This window comes from Gordonia sp. NPDC003376, from assembly GCF_053589235.1.
The window spans coordinates 242,862-262,782 of sequence record NZ_JBSFRM010000002.1 but is presented as its reverse complement, the minus strand read 5'-3'; the positions used below and the strand labels follow the sequence as shown (position 1 = coordinate 262,782).

The following is a 19,921-nucleotide window of genomic DNA, read 5'->3' as shown; positions in this document are numbered from 1 at the left end:
GTGACACACCACCCGATCGGGTGGTGCCTGTGATGGAACTCGCCCGCAACCCGAAGTGAGCACCTGGCTCTCATCACCCACTAGCCTGAAGGGGTGGTGAGCCAGGAGGGTCCTCGATGAACGCGGCAGTGATCTGGAGTGAGGACTTTCTGTCCTATCGGTGGGCGCATTCGCACCCGATGAACCCGGTGCGGCTCGCGCTGACGATGACCCTGGCGCAGAGCCTGGGCATCCTCGACGACGTCGATCTCACCCCGCCCCTGCAGATCGATGACGACGCGCTCACCGTCGTGCACTCGCGTGACTACATCGACGCGGTGCGCGCCGTCGGGTCGGGTACGGCCTCGCTGTCGGGGCCGTTGCTCGAGCGGCTGTTCGGCCTCGGTGACAGTGACAACCCGGTGTTCGACGGCATGCACGAGGCGGCACGGTTGCTCGTCGGTGGCACCCTCGCCGCGGCGCAGGCGGTGCACTCCGGCTCGGTGCGGCGGGCGGTGAACATCGGCGGTGGCATGCATCACGCGATGAAGGCGCGCGCCGCCGGGTTCTGCATCTACAACGACTGTGCGGTGGCCATCCGCTGGCTGCTCGAGCAGGGCTACGACCGCATCGCCTACGTCGACATCGACGCCCACCACGGCGACGGCGTGCAGGTGGAGTTCGCCGCCGACCCGCGGGTGCTGACCGTGTCGCTGCACCAGCATCCGGCCACCCTCTGGCCCGGTACGGGCTGGCCCACCGAGGTCGGCGACGGCGACGCCCAGGGCACCGCGGTCAACCTGCCGTTCATGCCGGACACGTCGGACCGGTTGTGGCTGCGCGGATTCCATGCGGTGGTGCCGTCGGTGATCGCAGCGTTCCGACCGCAGATCCTGATCAGTCAGTGCGGTGCCGACTCCCACCGCGCCGACCCGTTGACCGACCTGTCGCTGACCGTCGACGGGCAGCGCGAGGCGATGATCGCCATGCGCGAGCTCGCCGAGAAATACTGCGAGGGAAGGTGGATCGTCGTCGGTGGTGGTGGCTACGGCGTGGTGAACGTCGTACCGCGATCCTGGTCACACATGATCGGCGTGGTCCTCGACAAGGATGTCGACGTCACCACGCAGATTGACGAAACCTGGTGTGCCACAGCCGAACAGATCGCCACGCTGGTGCACACGGACTATGCTCGGCCACCGGAGACGGTGATGGGGGACACTGGCGCGGACGTGAATTTCCCGGCCTGGGACGGTGATACGGGCCAGCAACCGCCGGACGGGGTCAGCGAGTCGGCCCTGCGGCAGACCGACCGTGCGATCATGGCTACGCGCAAGGCCGTTCTTCCCCTACACGGACTCGACCCGGAGGACCCCCGTGACTGACCAGCAGGCACCCCCGACCGCCGGTACGGACGAGGCGACCCCCCGCGGTCCCTGGGACTACCCGCGGCACTGGATCGCCGACGTGCTGGCCTCCGACGGTGGTGTCGTCCATCTGCGCCCGATCGTGCCCGACGACGCCGACCGGGTGGTGCGGTTCCACGCCGGACTCAGCGAGCGGACCCGCTACATGCGGTACTTCGGGCCCACCCCGACCCTGCCGCCCCGCGAGGTGGTGCGGATGACCACCGTCGACCACAACCAGCGGGTCGCGCTGGTGGCGGTGCTCGGCGGCGAGATCATCGCGATCGGTATCTACGAGGGCCTCGCGATGGACGGCAAGCCCGAGTCGGCGGAGGTGGCCTTCGTCGTCGCCGACGACCACCAGGGTCGCGGGCTGGGGCCGATCCTCTTGGAACATCTCGCCGGCGCGGCCGCCGAGAACGGGTTCACCCGGTTCGAGGCGGAGGTGCTCAGCGAGAACCCCAACATGGTGGCGGTGTTCCGTGACGCCGGCTACCAGATCTCTCGGGCCTTCGACGGCGCCACCGTGCACGTGGAGTTCCTGATCGACCCCACCGAGGCGTTGCTGTCGGTGCGCAACGCCCGCGAGCGCGCCTCCGAGGCGCGGAGCGTCGCCAACCTCCTGCGGCCGACATCGGTGGCCGTGATCGGTGCCTCCCGCGACCCGAAAAAGGTCGGCAATGCACTGCTGGCCAACATCCTCGCCGGTGGTTTCGCCGGGCCGGTCTTCCCGGTCAACGGACCCGCGCATCCCGCCGAGGGGGCCGATGACGCCACTTCGGCCGCCCACCCGCCGGCCCGTCACGTCGCAGTGCACGGGAACCCGCGGCGGCAGACGCGGGAACGTCCGCCGTCGGTGCGGGGTATCCGTGCCTACGAGACCGTTCGCGACATCCCCGACCCGGTCGACCTGGCAGTGGTCGCCGTGCCCGCTCCGATGGTCGACGCCGTCCTCGACGACTGCCTGGTGAAGGGGGTGCGCACCCTGGTGATCGTCTCCGCCGGTTTCGGTGAGAGCAGCGAGGCCGGCCTGGCCAGCGAACGCCGACTGCTCGAACAGGTTCGGGCCCACGGCATGCGGCTGGTCGGACCCAACGCGCTCGGCGTCGCGAACAACGACCCCGAGACCGCACTCAACGCGACCCTGGCGCCCCGCATCCCGGCCGCCGGCCGCGTCGGCTTCTTCTGCCAGTCCGGCGCCCTCGGGATCGCGATCCTCGACACCGCGGCACGCCGTCAGATCGGCCTGTCGACCTTCGTCTCCGCAGGCAACCGCGCCGACGTCTCCGGTAACGACCTGCTGCAGTATTGGGACACCGACACCGCCACCGACGTCATCCTGCTGTACCTGGAGAGTTTCGGTAACCCGCGAAAGTTCTCCCGGATCGCGCAGCGGGTGTCGCGGTCCAAGCCGATCGTCGCGGTGAAGTCCGGGCGGGGAGCACTCAGCCCGGCCCGCGCGGCCCGATCGGCGGCTGCCACCCTCGACGACCGGATCGCGCAGATGGTGCTCGAACAGGCCGGCGTCATCCAGGTGGACACCATCTCCGAGCTGTTCGACTGCGCGACGATCTTCGCCTACCAGCCGCTGCCGCGCGGCCCGCGAACCCGGATCATCGGGAACTCGTCGGTGATCGGCAGCATCGCCGCCGACACCGCCCGCAGCCGCGGGCTCGAGGTGATCGACACCGTCGATCTCGGCGCGGGTGCCTCGGAGGAGGAGTTCGAGTCCGCGGTTGCCGCGGCGATGGCATCGCCCGAGGTCGACGCCATCATCGTGGTGTTCGTGCCGCCGGTCGCGGTGGACGCCGACTGGCATGCACGGGCGTTGATGGCCGCGGCCAACACCCCCGACGCCGACGGCCCCAAACCGATCGTCAGTACCTTCCTCGCCGTCGAGGGCATCCCGCCGGGCCTGATGCGACCCGGCCCCAACGGGCTGCCCGAACGCGGCTCGATCCCGTCGTATTCGAGTCCTGAACGCGCCGCGGCTGCCCTGGCACACTCGTGGGCGTATGCGCGCTGGCGTGAGCAGCCCGAGTCCGGTGTGGTCCGACCGGCCGGCCTCGACCCCGAGGCGGCCCGGATGTTCGTGCGGGAGAAGATGGCCGACCTGCAGGACGTCGTCGAGACCGACGAGCCCGGCAAGGTGCTCGGGCACCTCGAGGCGGCTCGGCTGCTGGCGTGGTACGGCATCGAGATCGTTCCCTTCCGTGAGGTCCGCACCCTGCACGAGGCATCGGCGGCCGCCCGCGAACTGGGGTTTCCGGTGGCGGTCAAGGCCACCTCGGCGGGCTGGCGTGGCCGCATCGACCGAGAGGGCGCGCGCCTCGACCTGCCCGACCCGACCGCGGTGGTCGGTGCGTTCGCCGAGCTCATCGAGCTGACCGGCGACCCGGTGTTGCACGTGCAGAAGATGGCGCCGAAGGGGATCGGCACCGTGATCACCATGCGCGACGACACGTCCTTCGGGCCGATAATCTCGTTCGGGTTGTCGGGGAGCACCTTCGACCTGCTCGGCGACCGCGCCTTCCGGGCCATCCCGCTCTCCGATCGCGACGCCGCAGACCTCGTCACCGCACCGCGGTCGGCTCCGCTGCTCGACGGGTACCGGGGCGAGCATCCCGCCGACAAGGACGCGTTGGTCGACTTGCTGCGACGCATCTCGGCACTCGTCGACGACATCCCCGAGATCCGTGAGGTACATCTCGACCCGATCCTGGTGTCCACCGATACCGCCGCGGTGCTGCACGCCCAGATCCGTATCGGCCCGGTGCCCGACAAGGCGGACAGCGGACCGCGACGACTCGCCTGATCGTGTCGGGGATTCGGTGATCAGCGACGGATCGCGCTCGGTGGGCCGACCCTGACCGGCGCCGATCGGCCGTCGAAATCCGGTGCGATGGGCGTGTGGGTGACACCGCAGAGTTGGTGGCTTCTGAGTTGATGGCTTCGGAGTTGGTGGCGTCGCGAGGTCTGGTGGCGGAGATTTCGACTCGTCTCGTCGCTGCGCTCCTCGTCGGCTCAATCGGCGAAGCCTGCGTCTCGACGGTGTGTTCCTCGTCGGCTCGATCGGCGAAACCTGTGTCTCGTCCCGCGACGGAATGCGCTCGGTTCCTCAACGCTGATTGAGCAGGACGTCGTCGCGGAGCGACGCCGACCGGCCGTCGAAATCCGGTGCGATGGGTGTGTGGGTGGCACCGCGGAGTTGATGGCTTCGGAGTTGATGGCTTCGGAGTTGATGGCTTCGGGGTTGGTGGCGTCGCGAGGTCTGGTGGCGGAGATTTCGACTCGTCTCGTCGCTGCGCTCCTCGTCGGCTCGATCGGCGAAGCCTGTGTCTCGACGGTGTGTTCCTCGTCGGCTCGATCGGCGAAGCCTGCGTCTCGACGGTGTGTTCCTCGTCGGCTCGATCGGCGAAGCCTGTGTCTCGACGGTGTGTTCCTCGTCGGCTCGATCGGCGAAGCCTGTGTCTCGTCCCGCGACGGAATGCGCTCGGTTCCTCGACGCTGATTGAGCAGGACGTCGTCGCGGAGCGACGCCGACCGGCCGTCGAAATCCGGTGACATCACGGTTTCGGCGATCACCTTCGGAGGCGGTCACCCACCCGAGGCGCACCGCCGTACTTGTGGGCAGTCGGTCAACCTCCCGGACACAGCACCGACCCCGTCGGCGTCGGAACGCTGACGGGGTCGGTGGGTCGACGGGAATGTGCAGGTCAGCTGGCGTATGCGCGGAGGCGCTCGGCGCGATCTCCCTGCCGCAGCTTGCCCATCACCTCGCGCTCGATCTGGCGGACCCGCTCACGCGAGAGTCCGAACAGCCGGCCGATCTGGTCGAGGGTCCGTGGCTGGCCGTCGTCGAGTCCGTAGCGCATCCGGATCACCTGCTGCTCCCGCTCGTCGAGGGTGGCCAGGACCGCCCGCACGTCGGAGTGCAGCAGACCGGCGATCACCGCGTTCTCGGCGGAGGTGGCCTCGGCGTCCTCGATGAAGTCACCGAGCGGGGCCTCCTCGTCGCTGCCGACAGGCATGTCGAGGCTCACCGGGTCGCGGCTGTGGTCGAGCAGATCGGCGATCTTCTCCGCCGGGATTCCGGTCTCGGCGGCCAGCTCGTCGTCGGTGGCCTCACGGCCGAGTTGCTGGTGCAGTTCGCGCTTGATCCGGGCGATCTTGTTCACCTGCTCGACCAGGTGGACGGGCAGCCGGATGGTGCGGCTCTGATCTGCCATACCGCGGGTGATGGCCTGACGAATCCACCAGGTGGCGTACGTCGAGAACTTGAAGCCCTTGGCGTAGTCGAACTTCTCCATTGCCCGGATCAGCCCGAGGTTGCCTTCCTGGATCAGGTCGAGCAGCGGCATGCCGCGGCCGGTGTACCGCTTCGCGAGAGACACCACCAGGCGGAGGTTCGCCTCGAGCAGATGCGACCGGGCGGCCTCACCCTCGCGGATGACGACCGCCAGGTCGCGCTTCTTGACGGCCGAGAGACGCTTGCGGTTCTCCAGGACATGCTTGGCGTAGAGCCCGGCCTCGATCTGCTTGGCGAGTTCGACCTCCTGCTCGGCGTTCAGCAGTGCGGTACGGCCGATTCCGTTGAGGTAGACGCGGACGAGATCGGCGGCAGGGGACTGCGCGTCCAGGTCTTGCTCGGTCATGGCGGGGCGGGCCGAAGTTGCGGACTCGTCGGCCGTGGTGGTGGACGAGGGCGTGGAGCGAGTAACGGTGGAGCGTGACATTCGGCCTCCTGACTTGAGTGCGTTCACTTCGTCCAACGTGGGTCAGGGTGGGAAAGTTCCCGGTGGTTCCCGAGCGCGGGAACCGTGCAGAAAGCCTGTGGCCTGTGGATATCCCGCACCGGCCGAGAAGATCGTCTGAGAAGTTCCTGAGATGATCCCGCGGGTGCAACTGCGGCGCTCAGGCCCCGCCGGAGCCCTCGACGGTGTGCGAATCGACGGTGCGCGATTCGTGGGTCCGGGCGTCTGCGGCGGGGGAGGTCGGCGTGGCCGACTCCGTGTCGCTCGAGAAGCCTGCCGTACCACCCGGTTCGGTGTCGGCCGGGTCGGTACCGGTGGAATCGGGCCGCGCCGAGTCCGTATCTCCGGCTCCGGTGTGTGTCCACTCGGTATCCGCGGTTTCGGTGTCGGCCGAGTCGGTGCCGGCCGATCCGGGGGTGGTGCCGTTGGAGTAGGTGGCGTTCGCGTCGATGACCCGGAAGGTCGCGCTGAGCGACGCCGGACCCAGCACGTCGTGCTCCGGGCCGTGCATGTAGCTGGGATGCTCGCCGCGTTTGCGCGGTGGGCGGTCGTTGGCGATGAGCACGGCGATCCACGGCAGGGGAATCGACGCGGCGATGATCGCCAATGCGAGCAACCCCGAGCCGGTCGAGCTGTAGACGATGCCGGCGATGATCAGGGCAGGCACCCGGAACGCCATCAGGATCAGGTACTTCCGAACCCGTGCACGATGCTGTTCGTCATAGGGCTGGGGAGCGCCGGTGATCAGGAAGGCGTCGGACCCGCCGTGATCCCGTGTGGACCGGCCGGTCGGAGAATCCTGTTCACCCATATCTCCACTGTCCCACTTCTGGACGCCGAAAGCACAGGCGGGGCGACGGGGTCGTCGGACGCCGGTGTGGTGACGCACAATGGTGACATGTCTACCGAAACCATCGAGCGGCCCGACCTCGACGAGTGGTCCGACACCAAGACCGACGAGCGGCCGGACGCCGACGCGACCGACCATTCCGACGACGATCGGCCCAAGTTCTTCCACTACGTCAAGAAGGACAAGATCGCCGAGAGCGCCGTCATGGGCAGCCATGTCGTCGCCCTCTGCGGAGAGACCTTTCCGGTGACCCGTGCCGCCAAGCCCGGCTCGCCGGTGTGCCCGAAGTGCAAGAAGATCTACAACCGCATGCGTAAGGAGTAGCGCGCTCAGTCCGCTCGGTGCTCGGTCGGGTCGTCGGCGTCGTGCTCACCGTCGGCCCGCCGACGCCGGCTGATCGGACCGCTGGACAGGCGTTCGGGCAGTGTCTTGAGCTGCTCGGTGACCTCGGCTGTCTGGGTGGACACCCACTCGCGCACCTGCACCGTCATCGTCGGCTTGGCCGGCCACATCGACTGCAGTGCGGCGTTGAACTCGGCGCCGATCACGATCGCGAAGCCGAGGAAGAACGCGAACAGCAGGAACGCGATCGGCGTCGCGAGCGCGCCGTAGGAGTAGCCCGCCCGCACGATCTGCGCCAGATAGATGCGCAGGATGTAGCTGGCGATCCAGAAGAACACCCCCGCCACGATCGCCCCACCCACCAGTCGGTGCCACGGCAGCGGGTTGGGCAGCGCGAGGTGGTAGAGCGTCGTCAGCACCAGCAGCATCAACACCGTGACGAACGGGAAGTAGCCGAACGCGATGAGCTGACTGACGATCGGATCCCACGAGTCCGGCACGATCTTGCGCAGGTAATCCGGCCCCAGCGCCACCAAGGGCAGTAGCGGGACCGCAACCGCCAGGAACACCACGTAGAGCAGCAGCGCGAAGATCCGCTGCCACACCGGGTTGCGCACCTCATGCTGGTCGTGGGCCCGGACGATCGAGGCGACGAAACACGACACCGCCGACGACCCGGCCCACAGGGACAGCAGGAAACCGACGGAGATGACGCCCACCCGGCCGCGGCCGAGCACGTTGTCGACGGTCGGCTTGATCAGATCGTCGACGACGCTCGCGGAGAAGGTGCGGTCGGCGAAGGAGATGATCCGGTCGGAGATGACCGTGACCGTGTCGGGGCCGAACCAGCCGGCGAGGTAGCCGACCGAGCCCAACACCCCCAGCAGGAGCGGCGGCAACGAGAGCGCCTGCCAGAACGCGGCCTGGGCGGCCCAGCCGACGATGCCGTCGTCCCACGACTTCACGATGGTGCGCCACAGCAGGCGATGAAGGTTACGCCAGACCGGCAGCGGTTGGTCATTCGGTCCCGACCGACGATCCCCTGACGATGTGCCCGACGGTGATGTCCCCGACGGGCGGTGCCCCGGCGGCTTCTCCCCGGTACAGCGCGGCCCGGGGACGGATCTGCCGGACGGGAGGGCATCGGTCACTGCGTCGTCGGACACCGAAGCAGCCCCCGACGACCGATGGTCGTCGGGCGGCAGTGGTACCGGGTTACGGCGTGGAGTGCTTATGGGTACAGCATCCCTGATCGTCGCCGACGTCGGCGCGACACCCCGTCACCTGGTGTGTCATGGCGGTGTGTCCCGAACCGCATGTGTCGGCGACACCGTCGTCGGTGCGGATCGGTAGCATGATCGAGGCTCGATGCGCTGCACCGGGCGTCCCCGCGCCGCGACCTCGTTCTCGCCCCGCGGCGTGACCAGCCTCCTCTCACGCGAACACGGAGTCAGTACCCCAGTGACCTCTGCCGAAGACGTCGTCTCTGCTGCCACCGCAGGTCCGCCGCTCCGCGCCTGGCAGCGGCGCGCCCTGACCCGGTACCTCGCGACCGCTCCCAAGGATTTCCTCGCGGTGGCGACCCCGGGTGCAGGTAAGACCACCTTCGGCCTGCGCGTGGCGCGTGAACTGCTCGACGACCGCACCGTCGAACAGATCGCGGTGGTCGCCCCGACCGAACACCTCAAACATCAGTGGGCCGAGGCCGCCGCGCGCGTCGGCATCCAACTCGACGCCAACTTCCGCAACTCCACCGGCCAGACGAGCACCGACTTCCACGGGGTGGCCCTGACCTACGCCCAGGTCGCCGCGCACCCCACCCGGCACCGTGTGCGCACCGAACGTCGCCGCACTCTGGTGATCCTCGACGAGATCCACCACGGCGGCGACGCGAGGTCTTGGGGTGATGCGATCCGGGAGGCCTTCGACGACGCCGAGCGCCGCCTGGCGCTCACCGGTACACCCTTCCGCTCCGACGACTCGCCCATCCCGTTCGTCACCTACGAACCCGAACCGGGCGGGGCGATGCGCTCCCGCGCCGACCACACCTACGGCTATGCCGATGCGCTGCGCGACGGCGTGGTCCGGCCGGTGGTGTTCCTGGCGTACTCGGGCCAGGCGAGCTGGCGTAACAGCGCGGGGGAGGAGTTCACCGCGCGGCTCGGCGAGCCGCTGTCGGCGGAACACACCAGCCGTGCCTGGCGCACCGCCCTGGATCCGCACGGCGACTGGATTCCGTCGGTGCTGCAGGCCGCCCACACCCGGCTGCGGCAGCTGCGCGCCGGCGGCATGCCCGATGCGGGCGCCCTGGTGATCGCCACCGACCAGACCGTCGCCCGCGACTACGCCGAGTTGATCACCTCGATCTCCGGGAAGGCGCCCACCGTGGTGCTCTCCGACGACCCGAAGGCGTCGTCGAGGATCGCCGAGTTCTCCGCCTCCGACGACGAATGGATGGTGGCGGTCCGCATGGTGTCCGAGGGTGTCGACGTGCCACGCCTGGCCGTCGGCGTCTATGCCACCAGCTCGTCCACGCCGCTGTTCTTCGCGCAGGCCATCGGCCGGTTCGTGCGGTCGCGCCGACCGGGTGAGACCGCCAGCGTGTTCCTGCCGTCGGTGCCGGTACTCCTCGACCTGGCCAGCCAGATGGAGGCAGAACGCGACCATGTGCTCGGCAAGCCGCATCGCGAGAGCGACGGACTCGACGACGCCCTGATCGCCGATGCCAACAAGCAGAAGGACGAGCCCGGCGAGGAGGAGAAGAGTTTCCAGTCGCTGCACGCCGACGCCGAACTCGACCAGGTCATCTTCGACGGGTCGTCGTTCGGCACGGCCACCTTCACCGGCAGCGACGAGGAGGCAGATTATCTGGGCCTGCCCGGCCTGCTCGACGCCGACCAGGTCAAACAGCTGCTGCGGCAGCGGCAGGAAGACCAGGTCGCGCGACGCTCCGCCGATCCCACACCGGAACCCAGGGCCGAGGCGCAGCCGCGGGCGGCCGGCGAGAACCTGCACGCCTTGCGCAAGGAACTCAACACGCTGGTCGCCATGCATCATCACCGGACCGGCAAACCGCACGGGGTGGTACACAGTGAGCTGCGCAGCCGTCTCGGCGGTCCGCCGACGGCCCTGGCATCGGCCGACCAGCTGCGCGAGCGCATCCAGGCGCTCCGCGAGTGGCGCTGAGACGGGCACCGGGAAGCGGCTCCCGAACGGGCGAACCCGAAAACAAGCGAAAGACCCGGCGGGTTCATCCGCCGGGTCTTTCGCTGGTGAGAGGGTCAGTTCGTGATGGTCACACGAGTTCGGTGGCAGAGTCGTCGAGCACCGTGGCGCTCATCTCGACCAGCCGCGCCTCGTGCTCGTTGAAGTGGTGCCGGCAGAAGAGGAGTTCGCCGCCCTTGGGGAGCACGGCACGCACCCTTGCCGCCGCGCCGCAGCGATCGCAACGGTCAGATGCGGTCAGCGGCATGGAGATCGGGGTAGTGGTCGCGATGTCTGGCATTGTTTCCTCCGTCCCGGTCCGGCGCTCGGGCGCCATTCCTTCAGAGCCGACACATCCGGGCGATGCGTCAACCTCACTGTGTCAGACGTTCGGGCGGTTCGTATTGTTCCGACGCGCCGCGAGTTGTGTCGTCACTCACCCGTTACAACAGAGCCGCCGCCGGAAACACGCCCGACAGGGCATGTAACCGGCGGCGAGACGGTCATCACAGAAACCGTGTGAGAACTAGTCCAGGTAGTCGCGGAGAACCTGGGAGCGCGACGGGTGGCGCAGCTTCGACATCGTCTTGGACTCGATCTGGCGGATGCGCTCACGGGTGACACCGTAGACCTGACCGATCTCGTCGAGTGTGCGCGGCTGGCCGTCGGTGAGACCGAAGCGCAGACGCACCACACCGGCCTCACGCTCGGAGAGCGTCTCGAGGACCGACTGCAGCTGATCCTGCAGCAGCGTGAAACTCACCGCGTCGACCGCGACGACCGCCTCGGAATCCTCGATGAAGTCACCGAGCTGGCTGTCGCCTTCGTCGCCGATGGTCTGGTCCAGGGAGATCGGCTCACGCGCGTACTGCTGGATCTCCAGCACCTTCTCGGGCGTGATGTCCATCTCCTTGGCGAGCTCTTCCGGGGTCGGCTCGCGGCCGAGGTCCTGGAGCAGTTCGCGCTGGATACGGCCGAGCTTGTTGATCACCTCGACCATGTGCACCGGGATACGGATGGTGCGGGCCTGGTCGGCCATGGCGCGGGTGATGGCCTGGCGGATCCACCACGTCGCGTAGGTGGAGAACTTGTAGCCCTTGGTGTAGTCGAACTTCTCGACCGCACGGATCAGACCGAGGTTGCCTTCCTGGATGAGGTCCAGGAACGCCATGCCGCGACCGGTGTAACGCTTGGCCAGGGACACCACCAGACGGAGGTTGGCCTCGAGCAGGTGGTTCTTCGCGCGATTGCCGTCACGCGAGATCCAGTTCAGGTCACGCTTCTGGGTGGTGGTGATCTTCTCACCGGACTCCAGGATGCGACGCAGTCGCTCAGTGGCGAACAGGCCGGCCTCGATCCGCTTGGCGAGCTCGACCTCCTCCTCCGCGTTGAGCAGTGCGACCTTGCCGATCTGCTTGAGGTAGGCGCGCACCGAGTCGGCCGAAGCGGTGAGCTCGGCGTCCTTGCGGGCCTGCCGCAGGGCCTCGGATTCCTCCTCGTCCCAGACGAAGTCGCCGGACGACTTGGCGTCGTCCTTGGGCTTCTTGTCCACGGACGCGGCGGCGGGCTTCTTCGCGGCAGCGGGGGTCGCGGGGGTCGAGGTCTCTTCGCCCTCGTCCTCCTCGTCGTCGGCGGAATCCTCGGCGTCGTCGTCCTCGTCGTCGACGTCGAGATCGTCGATCTCCACGTCGTCGTCGAGGTCGGCGTCGGGACCGTCGATGTCGTCGATCGAGGTGGCCTCGAGATCGGCGTCGTCGGCTCCCTCGCCGGACTTGGGCGAGGTGGCCTTCTTGGCCGCAGCCTTCTTGGCGGTCCGCTTGGCGGGTGCCTTCTTGGCGGCAGCCTTACGGGGTGCCTTCTTGGCCGCCGCTTTCTTGGCGGCCTTCTTCGCGGGTGCCTTCTGCGCCGGGGTGGTCGTCGTCGAGGTCGAGTCGTCTACCTCGGCGCCCTCCTGACGGGTTTGGGTGGCTGCCACGTACAACCTTTCGGGATGAATCTCACAACCGTCGCGGCAGCGTGAGCCGTCGCGGATCAGGGCTTGGTCCGGCACAATGGGCACCGGTGCGTTCCATTGTAACGACACCACCCCCGTTCATGTGACAAAGGCCAGGTCAATGGGGTCGCGTCGCTGTTCTGATCAGGCTCTCAGGCCTTGTTCGACAGCCATCGCGGCGCCGACGATCCCGGCGGTGTTGCGCAGGGTGGCCGGCACGACGGGGGTGCTATTGGTCAGGAACGGAATCCATTTGTCTGCCTTACGGCTGATGCCGCCGCCGGCGATGAACAGTCTCGGCCAGAACAGTGCCTCGTAGGTGCCCAGGACCTCGGAGACCTTCTCGGTCCACTTCTCGTAGGACCACTCCTTGACCTCCTTCACGCGTGACGATGCGATGTGCTCGGCCTCCTTCTTGCCGACCAGCAGGTGACCGAGTTCGGTGTTCGGCACCAGCTTGCCGTCGACCAGCAGGGCCGAACCGATGCCGGTGCCGAAGGTGAGCAGCATCACCACCCCGTCGACGCCCTTGCCGGCCCCGAAGGCGACCTCGGCGAGCCCGGCCGCGTCGGCGTCGTTGAGCACCGAGACCTGACGGCCGCCGAGTGCCGTGCCGAACAGTTCCGAGACGTCCGTACCGATCCAGGCCTTGTCGATATTGGCCGCCGTGCGCATCACGCCGTCGGTGACCACACCGGGAAGGGTGATACCGACCGGACCGGCCCAGCCGAAGTGGGCGACCACCTCGGCGACCCCGCCGGCCACCGCGTCGGGGGTGGCCGGTTGCGGGGTGAGTACCTTGAACCGGTCGCCGACCAGCTCACCGGTGTCGAGGTCGACGACGCCGCCCTTGATGCCGGAGCCCCCGACGTCCACTCCGAAGCTCAGATGTGTTGCGGGGGAGGGCGAGTCGGATGCGGCGGGTTCGGTCATGGGAGATCCTCTCGGATGATGACTGTCGTTGTCGGAAGTCTCGGTGTACCAGGCTATCCAGGGCGGGCGCGGTGCGCGCGGTTCCCGGCGAACTCGACATGTCCCCCCGGGGTGGGCGCTCGCGGTCCGCGGTCGGCGGTAGGCATGTGCCCGCCGCCGCGCGTGGCGGCCGGATGTGTTGACATGGACGGGTGCAGGAACAGATGAGCCAGACCGACCGGGAACGCGCTGCCGAGCTCGGGGAGGTGGCCGTCACCGTCGCCGAGGCCGCCGCGGCGCACGTGCGGACACGACGGCCGGAGCTGTTCGGCATCGCCGGAGAAGGTGGTGCCCACGAGCAGAGCGAGGCGGTCGCGACCAAATCGACCCCGACCGACCCGGTGACCCTTGCCGACACCGAGACCGAGGAACTGATCCGGACCCTGCTGCGGCGCCACCGCCCCGACGACGAGATCCTCGGTGAGGAGGAGGGCGGCAGTGTCGCCGTGCCGTCCGGGGTCCGCTGGGTGGTCGACCCGATCGACGGCACGGTGAACTTCATGTACGGCATCCCGGCCTATGCGGTGTCGGTGGCCGCGCAGATCGACGGGCAGTCGGTGGCCGGTGCGGTCGTCGACGTCGCCCGACGGGTCACCTACGCCGCGACGCTGGGGGGCGGAGCGTTCCAGCAGGGACCGGGCGATCCATGGCACCGGTTGCGGTGCAACGACATCGATCAGGTCGAGATGGCGCTGGTGGCCACCGGCTTCGGATACGACGCGCACCGCAGGCGGGCGCAGGGACGTCTGGTGGCCCAGATGCTGCCGCGGGTCCGTGACCTGCGGCGGATCGGTGCCGCTGCCCTGGACCTGTGCATGGTGGCCAGCGGCGCGGTCGACGCGCACATCGAACACGGGCTGAGTCCCTGGGACTGGGCGGCCGGCGGTCTGATCGCGGCCGAGGCCGGCGCGACGGTGCTCCTGCCGCCGCCGGATTCCCGTGCGGCCGACGGACATCCCACCATCGCCGTGGCCGGCGGGGTGGCCGAGGAGTTCCTCGCACTGCTCGACGAGATCGGCGCGCGGGTCTGTCTCACCGCCGAGTGACACCGCCCCACGCCGGATTCCACTGCCATTCCGGATTCCACTGCCGTCCCGGGTGCCGGTGCCATCTCAGGTGCCGCGGCCGTCAGGGGTCGGTGGCCGTCCACCCCGGGCCACGCCCGGGGTGAAAGCCACCGACGGGTCCGCGGATGGGCCGGCGGATGGGCCCATCGACCGGGTGGGGGCCGAGACCGGCCGTCCGGGCCCGGCGCACGCCGACCCCGGCCACGATCAGCACTTCTGTGAGTGCACCGCGCTGACGAGGCCCGGGTCGACGGCATTCTTGTCGCTCTTGGGGTCGGCGGAACGCAGCGCCTCGAGGGCTGCCTGCGCATCCTGCGACTGCTCCTGTGCGCGGTAGTGCTCGCCGAGGGCGACGTCGACGGTGGTGTCGCGGCGGCCGTCGTCGACGAGCTGCGCACAGGGGATGGCCAGCCACACCGCTGCCGCTGCCGCCTTGCCGGCCGGGCCGAACCGGATCTGGGCGACACAGTTGAGGTCGCGGTTCGGGTACACCGGGTCGTCGCCGAAGGCGGAATCGGTGGCCGGGGTGAAGCCGAGGTGGGTGAGGTCATCGGAGGCCGAGCGGGCGGCACCGCGGGTGGTGGAGGCGTTGAGCACCCGGACCTGGAAGGTGGCGAGCGTGGCCGGTGCCACGGCCAGCATCTCGTCGCGATTGGCGACGGTCACCGTCGGGGCCGCGGCGCTCGACGGAGCAGCTGTCGGGGTCCCGGAGGCGCCGGTGGCCGTCGGGGTGGCCGGGGTGGGCTGGTTGCAGTCGGTGGGCGTCGCGGAGGCCTCGGAGTTCGACAGTGCCACCCCCCACACGATGACCGCGAGTACCACCAGCACCGCCAGCAGGATGATCGCGGGACGGAAACTGCGGCGCCGGAACGGGTGACCGTTGTGATCGGTCGGGTAGCCGGTCGTGATCTGCGATACCACGCGCCCACTGTAGAGGGTGAGGGCGTCGACACGCCGCCGGACGCCCCGACGGAGTGCATGTTGACTTGAGGTCTGCTCTCTTCTATGCTTCGGGCGCCCGCCCTCCCGGAACTGTTGGAGGTCATGGCAATACAATGTGATCAAGATCACAACAGTACGGCGGGTGGCGGGTAACGAATCGCACCGGTCATGACGTTGTAGGGACGCCGGCAAGACAATCCCGGCGACTTCGCGCTCCACGGTTCGCAGGTCACGAGCCCGAACCCGCGGCGCTCTCCTTCAACCAGGTAAGGCACACAATGGCTACTGATTACGATGCGCCACGTCGCACGGAGTCCGAGGATCTGAATGAGGACTCGCTCGAGGAGCTGAAGGCCCGTCGCAGTGAGGCGCAGTCGGCGGCTGTCGACGTCGACGAAACCGATACCGCGGAGTCCTTCGAACTCCCCGGGGCCGATCTGTCCGGCGAGGAGCTCTCGGTTCGGGTCGTCCCGAAGCAGGCCGACGAGTTCACCTGCAGCAGCTGCTTCCTCGTCTATCACCGCAGCCGTCTCGCCCGTGAGAGCGGTTCCGAGATGATCTGTGTCGACTGCGCCTGAGCCCTCGGGCCGACCCGGTCCTAGTCGGACCCGGGCCGCCCATCCCGATCTCCGGGTGCAGTCCCCTCGTCCGGTGCGGTCACAGCCTCGGCCGCATCGGGCACTCCGAGGGCTTTCAAGAGCTCGGCCGGACGCCGCGTCGACACCAGCCAATACGGTGTCGGATCGTCCGGATCGTCGAGCACCAGCAACACCATCGTCTTGACCCACGCGCGGTGCACCAGGAATGCCGCGGGGTCGAGCTGACGTCCGAGCGCGGCACTCTTGGCCGTCGCCGGGATCGTGGCCGCACGGCCGATCACCGCGCGCGGCAGCTGGGCCTTGGCGGCATGCAACTCGCGGTCGGCGGTCACCGTCACCTGCGTCCGGCTCATCGACCACAACACCAGGGCACACAGCACCGCAGCACCCACGTACCCGAAGTAGCCCCACGCGGAGCGGTGCGCCGACAACGAGATCTCGTAGCCGACGACGCCGGTCACGACCAGTGCGGCCAGCCACCACCACCAGGGCACGTACAGACGCTCGCTGAAGCGGTCGGTGCCGGTGGAAGATGAGGGGCCGGTGGGGGACGAGGGGCCGCTCGGCGATGATGGATCACTCACACGACCAGCGTAGTCTGCCAGCGTGGCCGCTGATCTGACCCCTTCCTCCACCGAAGACCCCGCCGGGACGAGTCCGGAACTCCTGCCGATCCGCGTGCGGCGACTGGATCCCGGAATCCCGTTGCCGACCCGCGCACACCCGGGCGACGCGGGTGTCGACCTCTGTTCGACCATCGATCTCGAACTCCCCGCCGGTCGCCGACAACTCGTCGGCACCGGCATCGCGATTGCCCTGCCGTTCGGCACCGTCGGCCTGATCCACCCGCGCTCGGGTCTCGCCGCCCGTGCCGGATTGTCCATCGTCAACGCCCCGGGCACCATCGACGCCGGATACCGCGGCGAGATCAAGGTGTGCCTGATCAATCTGGATCCCTCCGAGACCGTCCACATCAGCCGGGGCGACCGGATCGCCCAGCTCATCGTCCAGCGAGTCGAACTGCCAGGCTTCGTCGAGGTCGACGAGCTCGACGACACCAGTCGTGGGACCGGCGGTCACGGATCGAGCGGGGGACATGCCATCCTGGGCGATCCGCAGGCCGGGTGAGCAGGGTCGGTGACCGTCGCCCGAGCTGAGCTCGACTACCCTCGAACCGGTCGACCGGGCAGTTCGACCGGGTCGGGCGAGGAGAGACGGAGCTGATGGCACAGGACGGGGAGTTGCGGGTCGGGCAGGCGCTCGGACCGTATGACATCGAGGCACTGGACACGCCGGCCGAAGAGCTGGCCAATTCGCACCTGGACCTCGGATCGGTGCTGGTGCCGGTGGTCGAGGGCGGTCAGGTCACCGTCGAGATGAGCCCGGACCATCAGCCCGAGGGCGTGTACCTGGTGACCCCGGTCGGCCGGATCTCGGTGACCGCGTTCGCCGCCCCGAGATCGCCCGGCCTGTGGCGTGAGGTGGTGCGCGAGCTGGCCTCGTCGCTTCGCGACGACGGCGCGACCACCAGCGTCGAGGACGGCCACTGGGGTCGCGAGGTGCTCGCCGAGGTACCCGGAGCCGCCCACCGCTTCATCGGCGTCGACGGACCGCGCTGGATGGTGCGCTGCGTGGCCAGTGGCCCGGCCGAGTCGGCCGGGCAGCTGGCACAGCTCGCGCGCGCGGTCCTGGCCGAGTCGGTGGTGCGCCGCGGCAAGGACCCGGTGCCGCCGCGAGAGATGCTGCCCATCGTGCTGCCGCCGGTGCTCGCCGAGCAGGTCGCCGCCGCCCAGCAGCAGATGTTCGGCGAGACTCCCGAGGCCGACGGAGCCGAGCAGGCCGCGTCCGGACCCCAGCAGGTCGCCGACGTCGCCCCGGCCGGTGCCCGGAGCGACGATGCCCGGAGCGACGATGTCGCACCCGGCGATCGGGTTCCGGGCGGAGCGCTCGATCAGATCGAGCAGGCCACGGTCGTGACCGAGGCATCCGCATCCGAGGCGGCCGCCACCGAAGCCGCCGACACCTCCGACGATGAGTCGGCCGACACCGCTGCGGGCGTGGCCCCGGACGCCGGTGATGCCGACGAGGCCCCGCCGTCGAGCGGATCGGCCATGCAACGCTTCCGACGGCGGCGTTCCAAGAACTGAGTTCCCCGACCGGCCGGGTGAGTCCCCTGGGCTCACCCGGCCGTCGTCACACGTACCGACTGCCAGGCGCGTGCGCACGCCCGGCCGAGGATCTCCGGCTGCTCACCCCATGCGGTGAGGGTCACCTCCTCGAGTGAGGCGTGCACCGCCGCGTCGGCCCACGCCTGCGCCACGCCGATCGGGTGCAGCGCGTCGTCGGCAGCCGCCACGATTCCCAACGGCACAGTGAGCCCGGCGATCTCGGTGAGGGTGGGAGCGTGGTGGTCCGCGGCCCGTTCCAGCTGGACGACGAGTCCGGGATGCAGTGCCCTCCACGACCGTCCGAGCTCGGCGGCCAGCCACGGGGGGCTGCCCTGCGCCATCGCCGCGACGGTCGCATCGAGGCCGTCGGCGCGCAGTGCCTGCGCGGTGGCCCGTGCGGCGGCCGCGGCGACCGCGGTGGTCGCCGGCCCACTCCAGGCGGGTAGAGCCGCCCACACGCCCGCGCACTGCCCTGCGTCGGCCGCCAGGGCCCATTCCACCGCCACGGCGGCCCCGATGGACACCCCGCCGACCAGGATTCGACCCCGCCGATCGGCGATGTCGGTGAGGCGGCGGCGATATCCGTCGATCAGGTCGTCGGTGGGTTGCAGGCCGATCAGTTCGACGCCGAGATCTGCTGCGGCCGGGCCGAATGCACGGCGCACGAAGTCGGCGTCGGATCCCGTTCCGGGGAGCGCGACCAGCACCTCTGGACGGTCCGGGATGTTCGTGTCATCTGCGGGCATGAACAGATCATGCCGCGCGTTGTACCCCATGAGAACGTGGGTCTACGCTGAGGCGAGTTCCTACCGATCGAAGTTCGTCCCCGGAGGTTTGTGATGCCGACAACCGGTTATCTCAAGCGGCTGACGCGACGGTTGACCGAAGACCTCGGCAACGTCGACGCCGAGCAGATCGCAGCCGAGTCCCAGGCCACCGGTGCCCAGCGCGCCGCAGAGTGTTGTCGAGGCGACGAGGTCTCGATGCACGGCGAGCTGAGGTCGGTGGAGACCTGCTCGCGCGCCGCCAAGACCGGCGTCAAGGCGGAGTTCTTCGACGGCTCTGACGTGGTGCTGCTGAAGTGGCTCGGCCGCAACCGGATTCCCGGGATCGAGCCCGGACGCAAGATCTCCGTTCGAGGTCGCCTCGCCGAGCACGACGGCATGAAGGTGATCTACAACCCGTACTACGAACTCCAGAGCGGCGAGGACTGACCGTCGCTCGCCCTCGTGGTGATCGATCAGCCGGCCGTCGCTCGGCATCGTCGGATCCCCGATGTCGATCGCGTGGGGATCTGTTTGTGCGTCACCGCCATTGCGGGGGTCACCTCTCGATGTCGGCCGACTGAGGTTTCGACTCGTCTCGTCGCTGCGCTCCTCGTCGGCTCAACCATCGTTCTTTGATGGTGGAGCCGGGACCGGGCCCGAAGGGCGAGGACCCCCCGAAGTGGTCGCCACGCGTCGTCGGGCGTCGGAGGTTTCGACTCGTCTGGTCGCTGCGCTCCTCGTCGGCTCAACCATCGTTCTTTGATGGTGGAGCCGGGACTGGGCCCGAAGGGCGAGGACCCCCCGAAGTGGTCGCCACGCGTCGTCGGGCGTCGGAGGTTTCGACTCGTCTGGTCGCTGCGCTCCTCGTCGGCTCAACG

The 19,921-nt window shown here is 68.9% G+C and carries 17 protein-coding genes and 1 pseudogene; 9 read left to right on the top strand and 9 right to left on the bottom strand.

The window, feature by feature from the left end:
- The first annotated feature begins 116 nt into the window (after nucleotides 1-116).
- Nucleotides 117-1,364 (top strand): acetoin utilization protein AcuC, encoded by a 1,248-nt coding sequence (locus tag ACWDUA_RS03455; protein ID WP_449749588.1) that lies wholly within the window; start codon nucleotides 117-119, stop codon nucleotides 1,362-1,364.
- Nucleotides 1,357-4,200, top strand: a complete 2,844-nt coding sequence (locus ACWDUA_RS03450) for a bifunctional acetate--CoA ligase family protein/GNAT family N-acetyltransferase (protein ID WP_449749587.1) — start codon at nucleotides 1,357-1,359, stop codon at nucleotides 4,198-4,200. Before ACWDUA_RS03455 ends, ACWDUA_RS03450 begins: the two co-directional genes overlap by 8 nt.
- A 901-nt stretch (nucleotides 4,201-5,101) precedes the next feature.
- Here the strand turns inward: ACWDUA_RS03450 and ACWDUA_RS03445 are convergent.
- Both ACWDUA_RS03445 and ACWDUA_RS03440 read right to left on the bottom strand, forming a co-directional pair.
- Nucleotides 5,102-6,121: a sigma-70 family RNA polymerase sigma factor gene (locus tag ACWDUA_RS03445; protein ID WP_449749586.1), complete on the bottom strand. Its 1,020-nt coding sequence runs from the start codon at nucleotides 6,119-6,121 to the stop codon at nucleotides 5,102-5,104.
- Nucleotides 6,122-6,551: 430 nt separating this feature from the next.
- A pseudogene (locus ACWDUA_RS03440) lies at nucleotides 6,552-6,950 on the bottom strand (DUF3099 domain-containing protein); the annotation flags it as partial.
- A gap of 87 nt (nucleotides 6,951-7,037) precedes the next feature.
- Between ACWDUA_RS03440 and ACWDUA_RS03435 the strand changes: the two are divergent.
- Complete coding sequence (locus ACWDUA_RS03435; protein WP_449749585.1) at nucleotides 7,038-7,313, top strand: DUF3039 domain-containing protein; 276 nt, start codon at nucleotides 7,038-7,040, stop codon at nucleotides 7,311-7,313.
- 5 nt (nucleotides 7,314-7,318) lie between these two features.
- Here ACWDUA_RS03435 and ACWDUA_RS03430 read toward each other — a convergent pair whose 3' ends face one another.
- Entirely contained in the window at nucleotides 7,319-8,497 is a 1,179-nt protein-coding gene (locus ACWDUA_RS03430; protein WP_449749584.1) for a YihY/virulence factor BrkB family protein, read from the bottom strand.
- A gap of 295 nt (nucleotides 8,498-8,792) precedes the next feature.
- On the opposite strand from ACWDUA_RS03430, the gene ACWDUA_RS03425 reads away from it, so the two are divergent.
- On the top strand, nucleotides 8,793-10,517 hold the full coding sequence (locus tag ACWDUA_RS03425; protein WP_449749583.1) for a DEAD/DEAH box helicase: 1,725 nt from the start codon (nucleotides 8,793-8,795) through the stop codon (nucleotides 10,515-10,517).
- 109 nt (nucleotides 10,518-10,626) lie between these two features.
- Here ACWDUA_RS03425 and ACWDUA_RS03420 read toward each other — a convergent pair whose 3' ends face one another.
- The 3 genes from ACWDUA_RS03420 to ppgK all read right to left on the bottom strand — a co-directional run bounded on the left by ACWDUA_RS03420 (nucleotide 10,627) and on the right by ppgK (nucleotide 13,461).
- The gene (locus tag ACWDUA_RS03420; RefSeq protein ID WP_449749582.1) at nucleotides 10,627-10,836 is read right to left on the bottom strand and encodes a DUF7455 domain-containing protein; all 210 of its coding nucleotides are present in this window, start codon (nucleotides 10,834-10,836) and stop codon (nucleotides 10,627-10,629) included.
- A gap of 225 nt (nucleotides 10,837-11,061) precedes the next feature.
- Entirely contained in the window at nucleotides 11,062-12,510 is a 1,449-nt protein-coding gene (locus ACWDUA_RS03415) for an RNA polymerase sigma factor (protein WP_449749581.1), read from the bottom strand.
- Nucleotides 12,511-12,672: 162 nt separating this feature from the next.
- Entirely contained in the window at nucleotides 12,673-13,461 is a 789-nt protein-coding gene (gene ppgK, locus ACWDUA_RS03410) for a polyphosphate--glucose phosphotransferase (protein WP_449749580.1), read from the bottom strand.
- 203 nt (nucleotides 13,462-13,664) lie between these two features.
- Here ppgK and ACWDUA_RS03405 point away from each other — a divergent pair, with 203 nt between their 5' ends.
- Nucleotides 13,665-14,546 (top strand): inositol monophosphatase family protein, encoded by an 882-nt coding sequence (locus ACWDUA_RS03405; protein WP_449749579.1) that lies wholly within the window; start codon nucleotides 13,665-13,667, stop codon nucleotides 14,544-14,546.
- Between the two features lie 228 nt (nucleotides 14,547-14,774).
- On the opposite strand, the gene cei is transcribed toward ACWDUA_RS03405, so the two are convergent.
- A complete protein-coding gene (gene cei / locus ACWDUA_RS03400; protein WP_449749578.1) occupies nucleotides 14,775-15,488 on the bottom strand; it encodes an envelope integrity protein Cei in 714 nt (237 codons plus the stop codon).
- A 299-nt stretch (nucleotides 15,489-15,787) separates the two neighbouring features.
- Here cei and ACWDUA_RS03395 point away from each other — a divergent pair, with 299 nt between their 5' ends.
- Nucleotides 15,788-16,087 carry a DUF4193 domain-containing protein gene (locus ACWDUA_RS03395; RefSeq protein WP_020793611.1) on the top strand — a complete coding sequence of 100 codons (300 nt, stop codon included), beginning with the start codon at nucleotides 15,788-15,790 and terminating at the stop codon, nucleotides 16,085-16,087.
- Nucleotides 16,088-16,107: 20 nt separating this feature from the next.
- Here ACWDUA_RS03395 and ACWDUA_RS03390 read toward each other — a convergent pair whose 3' ends face one another.
- Nucleotides 16,108-16,692 (bottom strand): DUF3093 domain-containing protein, encoded by a 585-nt coding sequence (locus tag ACWDUA_RS03390; RefSeq protein ID WP_449749577.1) that lies wholly within the window; start codon nucleotides 16,690-16,692, stop codon nucleotides 16,108-16,110.
- A gap of 82 nt (nucleotides 16,693-16,774) precedes the next feature.
- Between ACWDUA_RS03390 and dut the strand changes: the two genes are divergently transcribed.
- Together dut and ACWDUA_RS03380 are read left to right on the top strand one after the other, a co-directional pair.
- A complete protein-coding gene (gene dut / locus ACWDUA_RS03385) occupies nucleotides 16,775-17,236 on the top strand; it encodes a dUTP diphosphatase (protein WP_449749711.1) in 462 nt (153 codons plus the stop codon).
- A gap of 95 nt (nucleotides 17,237-17,331) precedes the next feature.
- Entirely contained in the window at nucleotides 17,332-18,255 is a 924-nt protein-coding gene (locus ACWDUA_RS03380; protein ID WP_449749576.1) for a DUF3710 domain-containing protein, read from the top strand.
- 32 nt (nucleotides 18,256-18,287) lie between these two features.
- On the opposite strand, the gene ACWDUA_RS03375 is transcribed toward ACWDUA_RS03380, so the two are convergent.
- Nucleotides 18,288-19,022: an alpha/beta hydrolase gene (locus ACWDUA_RS03375; protein WP_449749575.1), complete on the bottom strand. Its 735-nt coding sequence runs from the start codon at nucleotides 19,020-19,022 to the stop codon at nucleotides 18,288-18,290.
- Nucleotides 19,023-19,115: 93 nt separating this feature from the next.
- Here ACWDUA_RS03375 and ACWDUA_RS03370 point away from each other — a divergent pair, with 93 nt between their 5' ends.
- The gene (locus ACWDUA_RS03370; protein WP_449749574.1) at nucleotides 19,116-19,490 is read left to right on the top strand and encodes an OB-fold nucleic acid binding domain-containing protein; all 375 of its coding nucleotides are present in this window, start codon (nucleotides 19,116-19,118) and stop codon (nucleotides 19,488-19,490) included.
- Nucleotides 19,491-19,921 lie beyond the last annotated feature (431 nt).

Excerpts from the sequence above, each read along its gene's own strand:
- ACWDUA_RS03375 (WP_449749575.1), bottom strand. The coding sequence starts at position 19,022 with ATGCCCGCAGATGACACGAACATCCCGGACCGTCCAGAGGTGCTGGTC.
- ACWDUA_RS03370 (WP_449749574.1), top strand. The coding sequence starts at position 19,116 with ATGCCGACAACCGGTTATCTCAAGCGGCTGACGCGACGGTTGACCGAA.
- ppgK (WP_449749580.1), bottom strand. The coding sequence starts at position 13,461 with ATGACCGAACCCGCCGCATCCGACTCGCCCTCCCCCGCAACACATCTG.
- ACWDUA_RS03435 (WP_449749585.1), top strand. The coding sequence starts at position 7,038 with ATGTCTACCGAAACCATCGAGCGGCCCGACCTCGACGAGTGGTCCGAC.
- ACWDUA_RS03420 (WP_449749582.1), bottom strand. The coding sequence starts at position 10,836 with ATGCCAGACATCGCGACCACTACCCCGATCTCCATGCCGCTGACCGCA.
- ACWDUA_RS03445 (WP_449749586.1), bottom strand. The coding sequence starts at position 6,121 with ATGTCACGCTCCACCGTTACTCGCTCCACGCCCTCGTCCACCACCACG.
- ACWDUA_RS03405 (WP_449749579.1), top strand. The coding sequence starts at position 13,665 with ATGAGCCAGACCGACCGGGAACGCGCTGCCGAGCTCGGGGAGGTGGCC.
- ACWDUA_RS03455 (WP_449749588.1), top strand. The coding sequence starts at position 117 with ATGAACGCGGCAGTGATCTGGAGTGAGGACTTTCTGTCCTATCGGTGG.
- ACWDUA_RS03395 (WP_020793611.1), top strand. The coding sequence starts at position 15,788 with ATGGCTACTGATTACGATGCGCCACGTCGCACGGAGTCCGAGGATCTG.
- ACWDUA_RS03380 (WP_449749576.1), top strand. The coding sequence starts at position 17,332 with ATGGCACAGGACGGGGAGTTGCGGGTCGGGCAGGCGCTCGGACCGTAT.